The sequence below is a fragment of the Mycolicibacter senuensis genome (genome assembly GCF_002101885.1).
GTDB classification, from domain to species: Bacteria; Actinomycetota; Actinomycetes; order Mycobacteriales; family Mycobacteriaceae; genus Mycobacterium; species Mycobacterium senuense.
The window spans coordinates 77,459-93,096 of sequence record NZ_LQPS01000035.1; the positions used below are offsets into that span (position 1 = coordinate 77,459).

The window sequence follows — 15,638 nt, forward strand, 5'->3', positions numbered from 1 at the left end:
GCGGTGACCGGCGGCCGGGTTCCGACATCACGCTGACCGACCTGCCGCTGCGCGAGGATCTACGCGGCAAGTCGCCCTACGGTGCACCGCAACTCGAGGTGCCGGTGCGGCTGAACACCAACGAGAATCCGCACCCGCCCAGTGCGGCGCTGGTCGACGACGTCGCGGCCTCGGTGCGCGAGGCCGCCGCCGAGTTGCACCGCTATCCCGACCGTGACGCGGTGGCGCTGCGCACCGATCTGGCCGGATATCTGAGCACCCAGACCGGCGTCGAAGTCGGGCCGGAGAACGTCTGGGCGGCCAATGGCTCCAACGAGATCCTGCAGCAACTGCTGCAGGCCTTCGGCGGCCCCGGCCGCAGCGCGATCGGATTCGTCCCGTCGTATTCGATGCACCCGATCATCTCCGACGGCACCCAGACCCGGTGGCTGGCCGCGAACCGGGCCGAGGACTTCGGCTTGGACGTCGCGGTCGCGGTCAGCGCGATCACCGACCGCAGCCCCGATGTGGTGTTCGTCGCGAGCCCGAACAACCCGTCGGGGCAGAGTGTTTCGTTCGATGACCTGCGCAGGCTGCTCGACGTGGCGCCGGGAATCGTGATCGTCGATGAGGCCTACGGGGAGTTCTCGTCGCAGCCCAGCGCGATCGGGCTGATCGCCGACTATCCGGCGAAGCTGATCGTCACCCGCACCATGAGCAAAGCCTTCGCGTTCGCCGGCGGCCGGCTCGGCTATCTCATCGCCGCCCCCGCGGTGATCGAGGCGATGCTGCTGGTGCGGTTGCCCTATCACCTGTCGGTGGTCACCCAGGCCGCCGCCCGCGCCGCGCTACGGCACGCCGATGACACCCTCGGCAGTGTCGCGCAGCTCGTCGCCGAACGGGAACGTGTCTCGGCGGCATTGGCGAACATGGGATTTCGGGTCATCCCCAGCGACGCCAACTTCGTGCTGTTCGGCCGCTTCGCCGATGCGCCCGCAACCTGGCAGCGCTATCTGGACGCCGGCATCCTCATCCGCGACGTCGGCATCCCGGGATATCTGCGCGCCACCACCGGTTTGCCGGAGGAGAACGACGCGCTGCTGGCCGCCAGCGAACGACTCGCGGCCACCGAACTGGCTCGCCACCAACAGCTAGGAGCATCATGACCCGCCGTGCCCGGGTGGAACGCACCACCCGTGAATCCGAGATCACCGTCGAACTCGACCTGGACGGCACCGGAATCGTCGACATCGACACCGGGGTGCCGTTCTACGACCACATGCTGACGGCGCTGGGCAGCCACGCCAGCTTCGACCTGACGGTGCGCGCCAAGGGCGACATCGAGATCGAAGCGCACCACACCGTGGAGGACACCGCGATCGTGCTCGGACAGGCGTTGGGCGAGGCGCTCGGTGACAAGAAGGGCATCCGCCGGTTCGGCGACGCCTTCATCCCGATGGACGAGACCCTGGTGCACGCCGCCGTCGACGTGTCCGGGCGGCCCTACTGCGTGCACACCGGCGAGCCGGATCACCTGGTGCACACCACGATCGCCGGAACGCAGGCGCCGTACCACACCGTGATCAACCGGCACGTGTTCGAGACGCTGGCCTCCAACGCCCGCATCGCTTTGCACGTGCGGGTGCTCTACGGGCGCGATCCGCACCACATCACCGAGGCCCAGTACAAGGCGGTCGCCCGTGCGCTGCGCCAGGCGGTCGAGTCCGACCCGCGGGTGACCGGTGTGCCGTCGACCAAGGGTGCGCTGTGACCGCCGGACCCGCGGTGGTGATCCTGGACTACGGCTCCGGCAACCTGCGCTCGGCCCAGCGCGCCCTGCAGCGCGCCGGCGCGGTCGTCGAGGTGACCGCGGACCCCGACGCGGCGGCCGCCGCGGACGGTCTGGTGGTCCCGGGCGTCGGGGCGTTCGCGGCCTGCATGGCCGGGCTGCGCCGGGTGCACGGCGAGAAGATCATCGCCGAACGGGTGGCTGCCGGGCGTTCGGTGCTGGGGGTCTGCGTCGGCATGCAGATCCTGTTCGCCCGCGGCGTGGAGTTCGGCGTCGAGACGGCCGGCTGCGGCCAGTGGCAGGGCGTGGTCAGCAGGCTGGACGCCCCGGTGATCCCGCACATGGGCTGGAACGTCGTGGACGCCGCCCCCGGCAGCACGCTGTTCGCCGGGATGGCTGCCGACACCCGGTTCTACTTCGTGCACTCCTATGCCGCGCAGCACTGGGAGGGCCGTCCGGAGGCTTTGGTGACCCGGGCGACCCATCGGGTACCGTTCCTGGCGGCTGTCGAGGACGGGCCGTTGGCCGCCACCCAGTTTCACCCCGAGAAGAGCGGGGATGCCGGGGCGAGACTGCTGAGCAACTGGGTGGAGGCATTGTGAGTACGTCTGTGAACGAGACATTGGTTCTGCTGCCGGCCGTCGACGTGGTCGACGGGCGTGCGGTGCGACTGGTGCAGGGCAAAGCCGGCAGCGAGACCGAGTACGGCTCGGCGCTGGACGCCGCATTGGGCTGGCAGCGGGACGGCGCGGAGTGGATTCACCTGGTCGACCTGGACGCCGCCTTCGGACGGGGTTCGAATCGGGAACTGCTCGCCGATGTGGTTGGGCGCCTTGACGTGAAGGTCGAACTGTCCGGCGGCATCCGTGACGACGATTCGCTGACGGCGGCGCTGGCCACCGGTTGCGCGCGGGTGAATCTGGGCACGGCCGCCCTGGAGAACCCGCAGTGGTGCGCTCGTGCCATCGCCGAACACGGCGAGAAGGTCGCGGTCGGGCTGGACGTTCAGATCGAGCCCGGGCACCCCGGCGGCGCACACCGGCTGCGGGGCCGCGGTTGGGAGACCGACGGCGGTGATCTCTGGCCGGTTCTGGAACGCCTTGACCGGGAAGGCTGTTCGCGCTATGTCGTCACCGATGTGACCAAGGACGGCACGTTGGGCGGCCCCAACCTGGAACTGCTCGGCGAGGTCGCCGCCCGCACCGACGCACCGGTGATCGCATCCGGGGGAGTGTCCAGTGTCGATGACCTTCGCGCCATCGCGACGTTGGTGGACCGCGGCGTCGAGGGCGCGATCGTCGGCAAAGCGCTCTACGCCGGGCGGTTCACCCTGCCCGAGGCGCTCGCCGCGGTGCGGGGCTAGGACCGCGCGTGGCGCTGGACACCGCGGAACTGGACGCCCTGGTCGCCGAGGCGTCGAGAATCCTGGATGTCGCGGCGCGACCCTTCCTCGACGGCCATCGGGCGGGATCTGCAGTCCGCAAGGGAGGCAACGACTTCGCCACCGAGGTCGATCTGGCCCTGGAGCGCCAGATCACCGACGGGCTGGTGTCGGCGACCGGCATCGGTGTGCACGGCGAAGAGTTCGGCGGTCCACCGATCGACTCGCCGCTGGTGTGGGTGCTGGACCCGATCGACGGCACGTTCAACTACGCCGCCGGATCACCGATGGCCGCAATCCTGCTGGGTCTGCTGCGCGACGGTGAACCCGTCGCCGGGCTGACCTGGCTGCCGTTCACCGGCCAGCGCTACACCGCGGTGGCCGGTGGCCCGCTGCTGCGCAACGGGGCGGTGCAGCCGACGCTGGGTCCGGCGGCGCTGTCGGACTCCTTGGTCGGCGTGGGCACGTTCAACGTCGACTGGCGTGGGCGCTTCCCGGGCCGCTACCGGCTCGAGGTGTTGACCGGCCTGAGCCGGGTGACGTCGCGGCCGCGGATGCACGGCGCGACCGGGATCGACCTGGCTTATGTCGCCGACGGCATCCTCGGCGGCGCGATCAGCTTCGGCGACCACATCTGGGATCACGCCGCCGGCGTCGCCCTGGTGCGCGCCGCCGGCGGGATCGTCACCGACCTCAACGGCGCGCCCTGGACGGCGCAGTCACGCTCGGCGCTGGCCGCCGCACCGGGGGTGCACACCGAGATGCTCGACATCCTTTCCGCGGTCGGCGCACCGGAGGACTACTGACATGCAGCAGCACAGCGATGTGGCGGTGCGGGTCATCCCGTGCCTGGATGTCGACGGCGGCAGGGTCGTCAAGGGCGTCAATTTCGCCAACCTGCGCGATGCCGGTGACCCGGTCGAGCTGGCTGCGGCCTATGACGCCGAGGGCGCCGACGAACTGACCTTCCTCGACGTCACGGCGTCGTCGTCCGGTCGGGCCACCATGCTCGAGGTGGTCGCCCGCACCGCCGACCAGGTGTTCATCCCGCTCACCGTCGGCGGCGGTGTCCGCACCGTGGCCGATGTCGACGTGTTGCTGCGGGCCGGTGCGGACAAGGTGTCGGTGAACACCGCCGCCATCGCCCGCCCGGAGCTGCTGGCCGAGCTGGCCCGCCAATTCGGCTCCCAGTGCATCGTGCTGTCGGTCGACGCGCGCACCGTTCCGGCCGGATCGGCGCCCACCCCGTCCGGGTGGGAGGTCACCACCCACGGTGGACGACGCGGCACCGGTATCGACGCGGTCGAATGGGCGGTGCGCGGTGTGGAACTCGGGGTGGGCGAGATCCTGCTGAACTCGATGGACGCCGACGGCACCAAGGCGGGATTCGATCTGCCGATGCTGCGCGCGGTGCGTGCGGCGGTGCGGGTGCCGGTGATCGCCAGCGGGGGCGCCGGCGCGGCCGAGCATTTCGCCCCTGCGGTCGACGCGGGCGCCGATGCGGTGCTGGCGGCCAGCGTGTTTCACTTCCGGGAGCTGACCATCGGACAGGTCAAGGCGGCGATGGCGGCCGCCGGGATTGTGGTCCGATGACGGTCCCCGGGCTGGACCGGGCGATCGCGGCCCGGCTCAAACGCAACGCCGAGGGCTTGATCGCCGCGGTGGCACAGCAGCGCGGCAGCGGCGAGGTGCTGATGGTCGCCTGGATGGACGACGCCGCGCTGGCCCGCACCCTGGCTACCCGTGAGGCGACGTATTTTTCGCGGTCCCGGAACGAGCAGTGGGTCAAGGGCGCGACGTCCGGCCACACCCAGTACGTGCATGCGGTGCGGTTGGACTGCGACGGCGACACGGTGCTGTTGGAGGTCAATCAGACCGGCGGAGCCTGCCACACCGGAGACCGCAGTTGCTTCGACGCCGACGTGTTGCTCGGTCCCGCAGATTGATTCACCCGCGGCGGCCGGGCGGTATGCTGGCCGACTGTGAACTCCGACGAGTCTGACGACTGGTACCTGTTGGAACACAAGCAGCGACCCAGAGGCTTGGAGCTCGAGCGACTGTCGCTGCAGATCGACACCCACTACGCCAAGGGCACGGTCAGCGACATCGAGGCGCACATGCCGCGCGATGGGTCGCGGATCGTCGCGCTGACGAATCAGTTGAGTGAATCGCAGGCGAACCTGGAGTCGACCTCGGCGCGTTTCAACGAGGTGGCATCGGAAATCCCGGGGGATATCGTCGGGTTAAGCGAACGACTGTCCGGAATTCTCAACGGTGCGGTCGCTGAGGCGGACGATATTCGCGCTGAGGCGCAGCGCTTCGCCGATGAGGTGCGCGGCGCCGCCCAGGACGAGGCGGCCGCGATTCTCGAAGACGCCGAGGCGCAACGCCGAGAGGCGGCCGAGTTGCGGGCCGAACTGGAGACACAGCACAAGCAATTGCGCACCCAGGCCGCCCACCTGCGCCGACAGGCCGTGATGAGCGCCGCCGAGATCATGCGGGAAGCCGAGAACCACGCCTCGGTGATCTTGACCGAGATGAATCAGGCGATCAACAGCCACGTGGCCGACGCCCAGCAGCGCCTGGCCGAACTCATCGATGCGCGGGCGAAAATCGTCAACCAGATCGAGCGCACGACGTTTCAAGTTAATCGCAAATCCGAAGTTAACGATAATAACCAGAGTGCCGGTGCCGTTCAGGTCAGCCGTGAATCGACGCCGCCGCCCAGGGAATCGTGGTTCCGCGAGAACCGCCCGCACTGACGCCATTTTTTGCTGTAGCAATTTCGGCAACACCTCCGCGACGGTCTGCTACGCTTCCTCGCACGGCAGCCGAATCATGCCTACTGAGCTGCCGTTATTCGGAGAAAATCGCTGGATGCGCAGTGCTGTCCAGCCGAAGGGCAAATCCTGTCGGGAGGAGTTGAATCGGTGGTGTCAGCAATTCCGGAATTCGAAACGCAGCTGCGCGGCTTCGATCGCAATGAGGTCTCCAATTACATTGCGCGTCTCCATCACAAAATCGAAATTCTGCAGCAGAACGCCAAATCACTCGACGCCGTCAAAGCGCAGGGTCGATTTGACCGGGAACAGCTCGCCGCCGAGGTGAAACGGCTGCAGAACGACATTGTCCGGATGACCGCCGACGCCGAGGCGCAACGGCAGGAACTCACCGCGGAACTGGCACAACTGCAAAGCCAGTTCGAGCAGGTCAGCGGTCCGGTCGACTCGGTGGAAGGCATGTCGGATCGCATCTCGCGGATGATGCGGATCGCCTCCGAGGAAGCCCGTCGCACCAAGGAACTGGCCCAACAGGACGCCGAGTCGCTGACCGAGGAACTTCGCGAGCAACTGGAGGCCGCCCGGTACGACCGCGCCGCCGCCGGCGAGGCGTTGGCTGAACTGCAGGCCTCCGCCAACTCGCGGCGGGCGAAGATCCTCGACGTCGCGACCGCCGAGGCCGAGGAGATCCTTCGGCTCGCGCACCGGGAACGCGACCAGATCACCCGGGAGATCGAAGACGCCGAGCGCAGCCGCCGCGAGGTCTACCAGCGGCTGGCCGAAGAGGACGAGCGCAACCGCCGCGCGGCGCAGGAGGCCCTCGACGAGCAGGTCAAGCTGGCCTGGGAGGAAGACGAGAACAACCGCCGGGAGGCGCGGCGGCGACTGGACCAGAAGATGCAGGCCGCGTGGGAGCAGACCGAGGCCAGCATCGCCAAGCTCGACGCGGAAGCCCGGCTGGAAGCCTCGACGCTGATCGCCACTGCCCAGCGGGAGGCCAACGCGCTCGGCGAGCGGACTCGGACGGCGGTGGAGCTGCTGGGACGGGAGCGGGCCGGAATCCTGACGCATCTCAACGCGATCAGGAGCTGGATCGACACCGCCGTCGGCGACGACGGCGAGCGGCATTCCTCGGCTTGAAGCAAACGGCGGATCCTCCGGACGGGCAAAAGAGTCCTCATTTCGCGGAAGCCGTCCGCACCTAAGCGGACGTTTGCCCACCGTGAGACCGGTGACACGCATTGCCGGGTCTGATACGCTCCGTCGCACGGTGAGTTGGATGAGCATGCCCATTTAGGCTCGCGCACAAGCTAACTCAGTGGAACGCTGCTTGGCTGCGGAACCGAGAACCGAACCCGACAGGTACCTAGGAGTAACGCCGGTGGCGCTGGAGATTCCGGAATTCGAAACGCAGATGCGCGGTTTCGATCGCAATGAGGTTGCCGACTACATCGCTCGTCTGCACCACGAGATCGATATCCTGCAGGACCGCAACAAGTCCCTCGAGGCCGCCAAGTCGCAAACTCGATTCGACCGGGAGCAACTCGGCGCGGAGGTCACCCGGCTGCAGAACGACATCGTGCGGTTGACCGCTGAAGCGGACTCCGAACGGCAACGCCTCACCGGCGAACTGGCGCAACTGCAAAGCCAGTTCGAGCAGGTCACCGGCCCGGTCAACTCGGTGGAGGGAATGTCGGACCGGATCGCGCGGATGATGCGCATCGCCTCCGAGGAAGCGCGGCGCACCAAGGAACTGGCCCAACAGGACGCCGAGTCGCTGACCGGACAACTGCGCGAGCAGTTGGAGGCGGCCAGCCACGACCGTGCCGCCGCCAGCGAGGCGCTGGCCGAATTTCAGGCTTCCACCAACGCGCGCCGGGCGAAGATCCTCGATGCCGCGACCGCCGAGGCCGATGAGATCCTGCGGATCGCGCACGAGGAGCGCAGCCGCATCGCCCAGGAGATCGAAGAGGCCGAGCGCAGCCGCCGCGAGGTCTACCAGCGTCTCGCCGAGGAGGACGAGCGCAACCGCCGTGCGGCGCAGGAGTCCCTGGACCAGCAGATCAAGCTGGCCTGGGAGGAAGACGAACGCAACCGCCGGGAAGCCCAGCACCGGCTGGACCAGAAGATGCAGGCGGCCTGGGAGCAGGCCGAGGCGAACATCGCCAAGCTCGACAAGGAAGCCCGGCTGGAGGCGTCCTCGTTGATCGCCACCACCAAACGCGAGGCCAAACAGCTCACCGAGCGCACCCAGTCCGAAGTGGCTCTGCTGGTACGGGAGCGATCCGGCATCGTCACCCACCTCAACGAGATCCGCAACTGGATCGACACCGCCGTGGGCGAGAACCTGCGGGCCGCCGACGACGTCGCGTCCGACGACGAACTCGAGGCCGAACCGGCCGAGACCGACGACAGCGACACCGACGCAGCCGACAGCGACACCGCCGCCGACGAGTAGACGTCCCGGACCGCCGGCTAGGCCGAGGAACGCGCCCGCAGCAGCTCCAGCGCCGTATCGGCGTGGGTGGCCATGGAGAACTCGCTGGCGATCACGCCCAGCACGGTGCGGTCGGTGTCGATGACGAACGTGGTCCGCTTCACCGGCAGCAGCTTGCCCAGCAGCCCGCGCTTGACGCCGAACTGGCCGGCCACCGTGCCCGCGGTGTCGGACAGCAGCGGGTAGTCGAAGCCCTGCTGGTCGGCGAATTCGGCCTGCTTGGCCACCGCGTCGGCGCTGATGCCGACCCGTTGCGCCCCGACCGCGGCGAACTCGCCGGCCAGATCGCGGAAGTGGCACGCCTCCTTGGTGCAGCCGGGCGTCATTGCCGCCGGGTAGAAGAACAGTACGACCGGCCCGTCGGCCAGCAGCGCACTGAGTCGCCGCGGTGTGCCGGTCTGGTCGGGGAGTCCGAAGTCGGCCACGGTGTCGCCAGTTTTCATGGCCGCCAGGCTACTCCCGGCCGCACGGGTGGGGTCTGGGAAGATGGGCCCGTGCAAACCCCCAGCAACGCCGGCGTCACGTCCAGGGCGGACTTTCGGGCGCTGGCCGCCGAGCACCGCGTGGTCCCGGTGATCCGCAAGGTGCTGGCCGATGCCGAGACCCCGCTGTCGGCCTACCGCAAGCTGGCCGCGAACCGGCCCGGCACCTTCCTGCTGGAATCGGCCGAGAACGGTCGGTCCTGGTCGCGGTGGTCGTTCATCGGTGCCGGGACGTCGTCGGCGCTGACGGTTCGGGACGGCCAAGCGGTGTGGCTGGGTCAGGTGCCCCAGGACGCTCCCACCGGCGGCGACCCGCTGCAGGCGCTGCGCGAGACGCTGGAACTGCTGGAAACGGCCGCCATTCCCGGGCTGCCGCCGCTGTCGAGTGGTCTGGTGGGCTTTTTCGCCTACGACATGGTGCGCCGGCTGGAACGCCTTCCGGAGCTGGCCGTCGACGACCTGCAGCTGCCCGACATGCTGTTGCTGCTGGCCACCGACATGGCCGCGGTCGACCACCACGAGGGCACCATCACGCTGATCGCCAATGCGGTCAACTGGAACGGCACCGACGAGCGGGTCGACGAAGCCTACGACGACGCGATCGCCCGGCTCGACGTGATGACCGCGGCGCTGAGTCAGCCGCTGGAGTCCAGCGTCGCCACCTTCGACCGGCCCGATCCGGTCTACCGGCGGCAGCGCACCCCCGAGGACTACGGCGCCATCGTCGACCGGCTGGTCGGTGAGATCGAGGCCGGCGAGGCGTTTCAGGTGGTGCCGTCGCAGCGTTTCGAGATGGACACCGACGTGGATCCCATCGATGTCTACCGGATGCTGCGGGTGTCCAATCCGAGCCCGTACATGTATCTGCTGCAAGTGCCCGATGACGTGGGGGGAGTGGCCTTTTCGATCGTGGGTTCCAGCCCCGAGGCATTGGTGACGGTCCAGGACGGCCGGGCGACCACCCACCCGATCGCCGGAACCCGCTGGCGCGGCGCGACCGAGGAGGAAGACCAGCTCCTGGGCAAGGATCTGCTCAACGACGAGAAGGAGCGCGCCGAGCACCTGATGCTGGTCGACCTCGGGCGCAACGATCTGGGCCGGGTATGCGTACCGGGCACGGTGCGGGTCTCCGATTACAGCCACATCGAGCGCTACAGCCACGTCATGCACCTGGTCTCGACGGTCAGCGGGCTGCTCGCCGAGGACCGCACCGCGCTGGACGCGGTGACCGCCTGCTTCCCGGCCGGCACGCTGTCCGGGGCGCCCAAGGTGCGCGCCATGGAGTTGATCGAAGAGGTCGAGAAGACCCGCCGCGGGCTCTACGGCGGTGTGGTCGGCTATCTCGACTTCGCCGGCAACGCCGACTTCGCGATCGCGATCCGCACCGCGTTGCTGGCCGGAGGTACCGCTTACGTGCAGGCCGGCGGCGGCGTGGTGGCCGACTCCAACGGCCCGTATGAGTACACCGAAGCCTCCAACAAGGCCCGCGCGGTGCTGGCGGCGATCGCGGCCGCCGAAACGCTGACTGCCCCCGGCAGCGATGACTGAGGATCGGGCCCGGGGCGGCAAGCGGGTACTGCGTGTGGCGCAACTGCTGCTGGTGCTGGCCGCCGGCGGGTTGTGGGGCGCCTCGCGGCTGCCGTGGGTGCTGATCCACTCGTCCGACGGGCTGGGGCAGCCCAAGGACGTCACGGTCACCGGCGCGTCGTGGTCGACGGCGCTGGTGCCCCTGGCGCTGCTGTGCCTGGCCGCCGCGGTCGCCACGGTGGCGGTGCGGGGCTGGAAATTACGGGTGCTGGCCGTGTTGATGGCCGCAGTGAGCCTGGCAGCCGGATATCTGGCCGTCAGCATGTGGGTGGTTCGCGACATCACGCTGCGGGCCCTCGACATCGCCGAGATCCCGCTGACATCGCTGCTGGCATCCGACCGGCGCCTCACCGGCGCGGTGTTGAGCCTGCTGGCAGCCCTGGCTGTGCTGGCCGCTGCGGCGCTGCTGATGCGGGCCGCCGCACACCACACCGACGACAACGCCAAATACGAGACGCCGGCGGCGCGGCGGGCGGCCACGCGGGGCGCCGACGCCGTCGCCGGTGCCTCAGAGATGTCGGAACGAATGATGTGGGACGCGCTCGACGAGGGTTGCGACCCGACAGACCCGCCGCCCGGCCCGGACGCCGAGGGCCGGTGACACCGGTGGCGGTGACGGTGGTTACCCTTCGATGAAGGTCCCGGACAAGGGGAGCCAAGCGGGGAGAGGAACCGGCAGACATGAGTTCGGCAACCGTGCTCGACTCCATCATCGAGGGAGTCTGCGCCGACGTTGCCGCCCGGGAGGCCGTGGTCAGCCTGGCGGAAGTCAAGGCGGCAGCCGAGGCCATGCCCGCGCCGCGAGACGTCATGGCAGCCCTGCGAGAGCCCGGAATCGCGGTCATCGCCGAGGTCAAACGCGCCAGCCCGTCCAAGGGGCAACTGGCCCCGATCGCCGATCCGGCCGAACTCGCCTGCGCCTACGCCGACGGCGGTGCCCGCGCGATCAGCGTGCTGACCGAACAGCGCCGCTTCAACGGCTCGCTCGCGGACCTCGACGCGGTCCGCGCCGCGGTGTCGGTTCCGGTCCTGCGCAAAGACTTCATCGTGCGGCCCTACCAGATTCACGAAGCCCGGGCCCACGGCGCTGACATGCTGCTGCTCATCGTCGCCGCACTCGAACAGCAAGCCCTGGTCTCGATGCTGGACCGCACCGAGTCGCTCGGGATGACCGCTCTGGTCGAGGTGCACACCGAGGAAGAGGCCGACCGGGCCCTGACCGCCGGCGCCAAGGTGATCGGGGTCAACGCCCGCGACTTGCACACGCTGGAGGTCGACCGGGACTGCTTTGCGCGGATCGCGCCGGGCCTGCCGACCGAGGTGGTCAAGATCGCCGAGTCCGGTGTGCGCGGCACCGCGGACCTGCTGGCCTATGCCGGTGCCGGCGCGGACGCCGTCCTCGTCGGCGAGGGCCTGGTCACCAGTGGCGACCCGCGGGCGGCCGTTGCCGATTTGGTCAGTGCGGGTAAGCATCCGTCCTGCCCGAAGCCCGCCCGCTAAATGTCGGATACCGCGCACCCGAACCTTCCGCGCGCCAGCGCCGGAGTCGCCGAACCCAGCCGGCACGATCCCGATGCCCGCGGGCACTTCGGCGCCTACGGCGGCCGCTATGTCGCCGAGGCGTTGATGGCGGTCATCGAGGAGGTCACCGCCGCCTACGACAAGGTGCGCAATGACCGGGAGTTTCTCGACACCCTCGACAACCTGCAGACGCATTACACCGGCCGCCCGTCGCCGCTGTACGAGGCGCAGCGTCTGACCGCCCACGCCGGCGGCGCCCGCATCTTCTTGAAGCGCGAGGACCTGAACCACACCGGCTCGCACAAGATCAACAACGTGCTGGGCCAGGCCCTGCTGGCGCGGCGGATGGGCAAGACCCGGGTGATCGCCGAGACCGGTGCCGGTCAGCACGGGGTGGCCACTGCCACCGCCTGCGCCCTGCTGGGCCTGGAGTGCGTGATCTACATGGGAGCCGTCGACACCCGCCGCCAGGCGCTCAATGTGGCTCGGATGCGGTTGCTGGGCGCCGAGGTGGTCTCGGTGGAATCGGGCTCGCAGACGCTCAAGGACGCCATCAACGATGCGTTCCGGGACTGGGTGACCAACGCCGATCGCACCTACTACTGCTTCGGAACCGCGGCCGGGCCGCACCCGTTCCCGACCATGGTGCGCGACTTCCAGCGGATCGTCGGGCTGGAAACCCGCACGCAGATCCAGCAGCTGGCCGGCCGGCTGCCCGATGCCGTGGTGGCGTGTGTCGGCGGCGGGTCGAACGCCATCGGCATCTTCCATGCGTTCATCGACGACCCGGCGGTGCGGCTGATCGGGTTCGAAGCCGGCGGCGACGGCGTGGCCACCGGCCGGCACGCCGCGACGTTCGCCGGCGGATCGCCGGGGGCGTTTCAGGGCTCGTTCTCCTACCTGCTGCAGGACGAGGACGGCCAGACCATCGAGTCGCACTCCATCTCGGCGGGTCTGGACTATCCGGGAGTCGGCCCGGAGCACGCCTGGCTGCGCGAGACCGGGCGCGCCGAGTACCAGCCGATCACCGACGCCGAGGCGATGGAGGCGTTCGGAATACTCTGCCGCACCGAGGGCATCATCCCGGCGATCGAATCGGCGCACGCGGTGGCCGGCGCGCTCAAGCTGGCCGCCGAGCTGGGACCGGGCAAGGTCATCGTGGTCAACCTATCCGGACGCGGCGACAAGGACGTCGAAACCGCCGGGAAATGGTTCGGCCTGCTGGGCGACGAGGGCGGCCCGGCATGACCGATCACACCGGTGACCGGCTGGGCCCGATGTTCGCCGCGTGCCGGGCCGAGGGGCGCGCTGCGCTGATCGGCTACCTTCCCACCGGTTACCCGGACGTGCCGGGGTCGGTCGCGGCGATGACCACCCTGGTCGAATCGGGTTGCGACCTCGTCGAAGTCGGCGTGCCCTACTCCGATCCGGGTATGGACGGCCCGACCATCGCACGCGCCACCGAGGTGGCCCTGCAGGGTGGCGTCCGGGTTCGTGACACCTTGACCGCGGTCGAGGCGATCACCGGTGCCGGCGGCCGTGCGGTGGTGATGACCTATTGGAATCTGGTGCTGCGCTACGGCGTTGACGCGTTCGCCCGCGATCTGGCCTCGGCCGGCGGGCTGGGGCTGATCACGCCCGATCTGATCGTCGACGAGGCGGACGATTGGCTGGCGGCATCCGAGCAGCACCGGCTGGATCGCATCTTCCTGGTGGCACCGTCGTCCACACCGCAGCGCTTGGCCGAGACCGCACGGGCATCGAGCGGCTTCGTCTACGCGGCGTCGACGATGGGTGTCACCGGTGTCCGTGACACGGTGTCGAATGCGGCGCCGGAACTGGTGCGCAGGGTCCGGGAGGTCTCGGACATTCCGGTCGGGGTGGGTCTGGGTGTGCGTTCCGGGGCGCAGGCCGCCGAGATCGGCGGTTACACCGACGGTGTCATCGTCGGCTCGGCGCTGGTCACCGCACTCGCCGACGGCCTGGGCGCGCTGCGCTCGCTGAGCGAGGAACTGGCGTCCGGTGTGCGTCAAAGGATTCCACAGCCATGACGTTGAACTGGCTCACCTACTTTCCCAGTCCGGCTCGCGGTGTCTGGCATCTCGGCCCGGTCCCGATCCGCGCCTATGCCCTGTGCATCATCATCGGCATCGTCATCGCCCTGCTGATCGGTGACCGCCGGTGGCGGGCGCGGGGCGGTGAGCCGGGGGTCATCTACGACATCGCGTTGTGGGCGGTGCCGTTCGGCTTGATCGGTGGGCGGCTGTACCACCTGATGACCGACTGGCGAACCTACTTCGGTGAGGGCGGCGCCGGCTGGGAGGCCACGCCGCGGATCTGGGACGGTGGCCTGGGGATCTGGGGTGCGGTGGCACTCGGCGGGATCGGCGCATGGATCGGCTGCCGACGTCGCGGGATCCCGTTACCGGCGTTCGGTGACGCTGTCGCGCCCGGGATCGTGTTGGCGCAGGCGATCGGCCGGCTCGGCAACTACTTCAACCAGGAGCTCTACGGCCGCGAGACGACCTTGCCGTGGGGTCTGGAGATCTTCTGGCGGGAGGATGCCGCCGGGGTGCGCGATCCGCACTTGCTCGACGGCGTGTCGACCGGCGAACTGTACAAGATCGTGCAACCGACGTTCCTGTACGAATTGCTCTGGAACCTGGCCGTATTCGTGGTGTTGATCTATGCCGACCGGCGGTTCCGCATGGGGCACGGCCGGTTGTTCGCGCTCTACGTCGCCGGCTACTGCGTCGGGCGCTTCGGCATCGAACTGCTGCGCGATGACGCGGCCACCCACATCGCCGGGATCCGGGTCAACTCGTTCACGTCGACGTTCGTGTTCATCGGGGCGGTGGTCTACATCCTGCTCGCCACCAAGGGCCGCGAGGATCCCGACGTCATCCGCCGCGGGTGGGAACCCGGCGAAGTGGACGACCAGGTCGCTGCGGACGAGCCCGAGCCGGCGCCCGAAGAAGAGTTGGTGGCGGTCGGCGCCGCGAACGGCGTCGGGTCCGTGGTCCGGGTACCGAAAAGACTTACCGGCGAAGACGAAACCGAGCTGGATGAGGTCGGTGCCGACGCCGGTACCGAGCTCGAAGACGCCGAGAACGCCGAACTCGACGCGGAGACCGACCAGGACGAGGCCGACGCTGACGAGGCCGAGTCCGACGAACCCGTCGCCGACGCAGGTGACGAAGACGCCGGCGGCGTCGAGGACGAAGCCGTCGAAGACTCCGGTGGCACAGGCGACGAACCGGCCGAGGACGACGAGCCGGCCGAGGCCGAAGAAGAGCGCGCCGAGGTCGACGAGGGCGGCGAGGAAGCGGCCGAGGTCCCGGAGTCGGCACCGCAGAGCGATGACCAGGCCGAGGAACCCGACACCGACGACCCTGACGACACCGAAGACCCTGACGACGCCGAAGACCCTGAAGACGCTGAAGATTCCGAGGCGGCACCGGAGTCCGACGACGTGCCCGAGGCCGAGGCGGACGCGGTCGCTGCGGCCAACGACGACGCCGAAGACCACGAGGAAACCGCGACCGACGACGAGGACGACGAAGACGACGAGGACGACGAGTCTGAGGACTCCGACCAGCGCTGATTTTTCTCCCACCGGCAT

17 protein-coding genes are annotated in these 15,638 nt (G+C 69.0%); 16 read left to right on the forward strand and 1 reads right to left on the reverse strand.

Annotated features, from left to right (window positions below):
• Positions 1 to 26: 26 nt before the first annotated feature.
• The 10 genes from AWC24_RS10130 (at position 27) to AWC24_RS10175 (ending at position 8,387) form a co-directional block, all read left to right on the forward strand.
• Positions 27 to 1,145, forward strand: coding sequence for a histidinol-phosphate transaminase (locus AWC24_RS10130; protein WP_109560399.1), 1,119 nt, complete (start codon positions 27 to 29; stop codon positions 1,143 to 1,145).
• Positions 1,142 to 1,750 carry an imidazoleglycerol-phosphate dehydratase HisB gene (gene hisB, locus AWC24_RS10135; protein WP_085084522.1) on the forward strand — a complete coding sequence of 203 codons (609 nt, stop codon included), beginning with the start codon at positions 1,142 to 1,144 and terminating at the stop codon, positions 1,748 to 1,750. Before AWC24_RS10130 ends, hisB begins: the two co-directional genes overlap by 4 nt.
• Complete coding sequence (hisH, locus tag AWC24_RS10140) at positions 1,747 to 2,370, forward strand: imidazole glycerol phosphate synthase subunit HisH (RefSeq protein WP_085084524.1); 624 nt, start codon at positions 1,747 to 1,749, stop codon at positions 2,368 to 2,370. The genes hisB and hisH overlap by 4 nt, the downstream gene beginning before the upstream one ends.
• A 20-nt stretch (positions 2,371 to 2,390) precedes the next feature.
• Positions 2,391 to 3,131 carry a bifunctional 1-(5-phosphoribosyl)-5-((5-phosphoribosylamino)methylideneamino)imidazole-4-carboxamide isomerase/phosphoribosylanthranilate isomerase PriA gene (gene priA, locus AWC24_RS10145; RefSeq protein ID WP_085084631.1) on the forward strand — a complete coding sequence of 247 codons (741 nt, stop codon included), beginning with the start codon at positions 2,391 to 2,393 and terminating at the stop codon, positions 3,129 to 3,131.
• An 8-nt stretch (positions 3,132 to 3,139) separates the two neighbouring features.
• Positions 3,140 to 3,955 (forward strand): inositol monophosphatase family protein, encoded by an 816-nt coding sequence (locus AWC24_RS10150; RefSeq protein ID WP_109560393.1) that lies wholly within the window; start codon positions 3,140 to 3,142, stop codon positions 3,953 to 3,955.
• A gap of 1 nt (position 3,956) precedes the next feature.
• Positions 3,957 to 4,742, forward strand: coding sequence for an imidazole glycerol phosphate synthase subunit HisF (gene hisF, locus AWC24_RS10155; RefSeq protein WP_085084526.1), 786 nt, complete (start codon positions 3,957 to 3,959; stop codon positions 4,740 to 4,742).
• Complete coding sequence (hisI, locus tag AWC24_RS10160) at positions 4,739 to 5,095, forward strand: phosphoribosyl-AMP cyclohydrolase (RefSeq protein WP_085084528.1); 357 nt, start codon at positions 4,739 to 4,741, stop codon at positions 5,093 to 5,095. Before hisF ends, hisI begins: the two co-directional genes overlap by 4 nt.
• Before the next feature lie 36 nt (positions 5,096 to 5,131).
• Positions 5,132 to 5,911 carry a coiled-coil domain-containing protein gene (locus tag AWC24_RS10165; protein ID WP_085084530.1) on the forward strand — a complete coding sequence of 260 codons (780 nt, stop codon included), beginning with the start codon at positions 5,132 to 5,134 and terminating at the stop codon, positions 5,909 to 5,911.
• Positions 5,912 to 6,079: 168 nt separating this feature from the next.
• Entirely contained in the window at positions 6,080 to 7,069 is a 990-nt protein-coding gene (locus tag AWC24_RS10170) for a coiled-coil domain-containing protein (protein WP_085084532.1), read from the forward strand.
• A 241-nt stretch (positions 7,070 to 7,310) separates the two neighbouring features.
• Positions 7,311 to 8,387: a coiled-coil domain-containing protein gene (locus AWC24_RS10175; protein ID WP_085084534.1), complete on the forward strand. Its 1,077-nt coding sequence runs from the start codon at positions 7,311 to 7,313 to the stop codon at positions 8,385 to 8,387.
• A 17-nt stretch (positions 8,388 to 8,404) separates the two neighbouring features.
• Here AWC24_RS10175 and AWC24_RS10180 read toward each other — a convergent pair whose 3' ends face one another.
• Positions 8,405 to 8,869, reverse strand: a complete 465-nt coding sequence (locus AWC24_RS10180) for a peroxiredoxin (protein WP_085084536.1) — start codon at positions 8,867 to 8,869, stop codon at positions 8,405 to 8,407.
• A 51-nt stretch (positions 8,870 to 8,920) separates the two neighbouring features.
• Here AWC24_RS10180 and AWC24_RS10185 point away from each other — a divergent pair, with 51 nt between their 5' ends.
• The 6 genes from AWC24_RS10185 (at position 8,921) to lgt (ending at position 15,620) form a co-directional block, all read left to right on the forward strand.
• Complete coding sequence (locus AWC24_RS10185) at positions 8,921 to 10,456, forward strand: anthranilate synthase component I (RefSeq protein ID WP_085084538.1); 1,536 nt, start codon at positions 8,921 to 8,923, stop codon at positions 10,454 to 10,456.
• Positions 10,449 to 11,096 carry a TIGR02234 family membrane protein gene (locus AWC24_RS10190; RefSeq protein ID WP_085084540.1) on the forward strand — a complete coding sequence of 216 codons (648 nt, stop codon included), beginning with the start codon at positions 10,449 to 10,451 and terminating at the stop codon, positions 11,094 to 11,096. The genes AWC24_RS10185 and AWC24_RS10190 overlap by 8 nt, the downstream gene beginning before the upstream one ends.
• 80 nt (positions 11,097 to 11,176) lie before the next feature.
• A complete protein-coding gene (gene trpC, locus AWC24_RS10195) occupies positions 11,177 to 11,995 on the forward strand; it encodes an indole-3-glycerol phosphate synthase TrpC (RefSeq protein ID WP_085084542.1) in 819 nt (272 codons plus the stop codon).
• Positions 11,996 to 13,264: a tryptophan synthase subunit beta gene (trpB, locus tag AWC24_RS10200; RefSeq protein WP_085084544.1), complete on the forward strand. Its 1,269-nt coding sequence runs from the start codon at positions 11,996 to 11,998 to the stop codon at positions 13,262 to 13,264. It abuts the gene before it with no gap.
• Entirely contained in the window at positions 13,261 to 14,067 is an 807-nt protein-coding gene (trpA, locus tag AWC24_RS10205) for a tryptophan synthase subunit alpha (RefSeq protein ID WP_085084546.1), read from the forward strand. The genes trpB and trpA overlap by 4 nt, the downstream gene beginning before the upstream one ends.
• Positions 14,064 to 15,620 carry a prolipoprotein diacylglyceryl transferase gene (gene lgt / locus AWC24_RS10210; protein WP_085084548.1) on the forward strand — a complete coding sequence of 519 codons (1,557 nt, stop codon included), beginning with the start codon at positions 14,064 to 14,066 and terminating at the stop codon, positions 15,618 to 15,620. Before trpA ends, lgt begins: the two co-directional genes overlap by 4 nt.
• Positions 15,621 to 15,638: the final 18 nt, after the last annotated feature.

What these genes read in the sequence shown, in the direction of transcription:
- trpA (WP_085084546.1), top strand. Translation starts at nt 13,261, where the DNA reads ATGACCGATCACACCGGTGACCGGCTGGGCCCGATGTTCGCCGCGTGC.
- hisI (WP_085084528.1), top strand. Translation starts at nt 4,739, where the DNA reads ATGACGGTCCCCGGGCTGGACCGGGCGATCGCGGCCCGGCTCAAACGC.
- trpB (WP_085084544.1), top strand. Translation starts at nt 11,996, where the DNA reads ATGTCGGATACCGCGCACCCGAACCTTCCGCGCGCCAGCGCCGGAGTC.
- lgt (WP_085084548.1), top strand. Translation starts at nt 14,064, where the DNA reads ATGACGTTGAACTGGCTCACCTACTTTCCCAGTCCGGCTCGCGGTGTC.
- trpC (WP_085084542.1), top strand. Translation starts at nt 11,177, where the DNA reads ATGAGTTCGGCAACCGTGCTCGACTCCATCATCGAGGGAGTCTGCGCC.
- AWC24_RS10180 (WP_085084536.1), bottom strand. Translation starts at nt 8,869, where the DNA reads ATGAAAACTGGCGACACCGTGGCCGACTTCGGACTCCCCGACCAGACC.
- hisB (WP_085084522.1), top strand. Translation starts at nt 1,142, where the DNA reads ATGACCCGCCGTGCCCGGGTGGAACGCACCACCCGTGAATCCGAGATC.
- AWC24_RS10190 (WP_085084540.1), top strand. Translation starts at nt 10,449, where the DNA reads ATGACTGAGGATCGGGCCCGGGGCGGCAAGCGGGTACTGCGTGTGGCG.
- hisF (WP_085084526.1), top strand. Translation starts at nt 3,957, where the DNA reads ATGCAGCAGCACAGCGATGTGGCGGTGCGGGTCATCCCGTGCCTGGAT.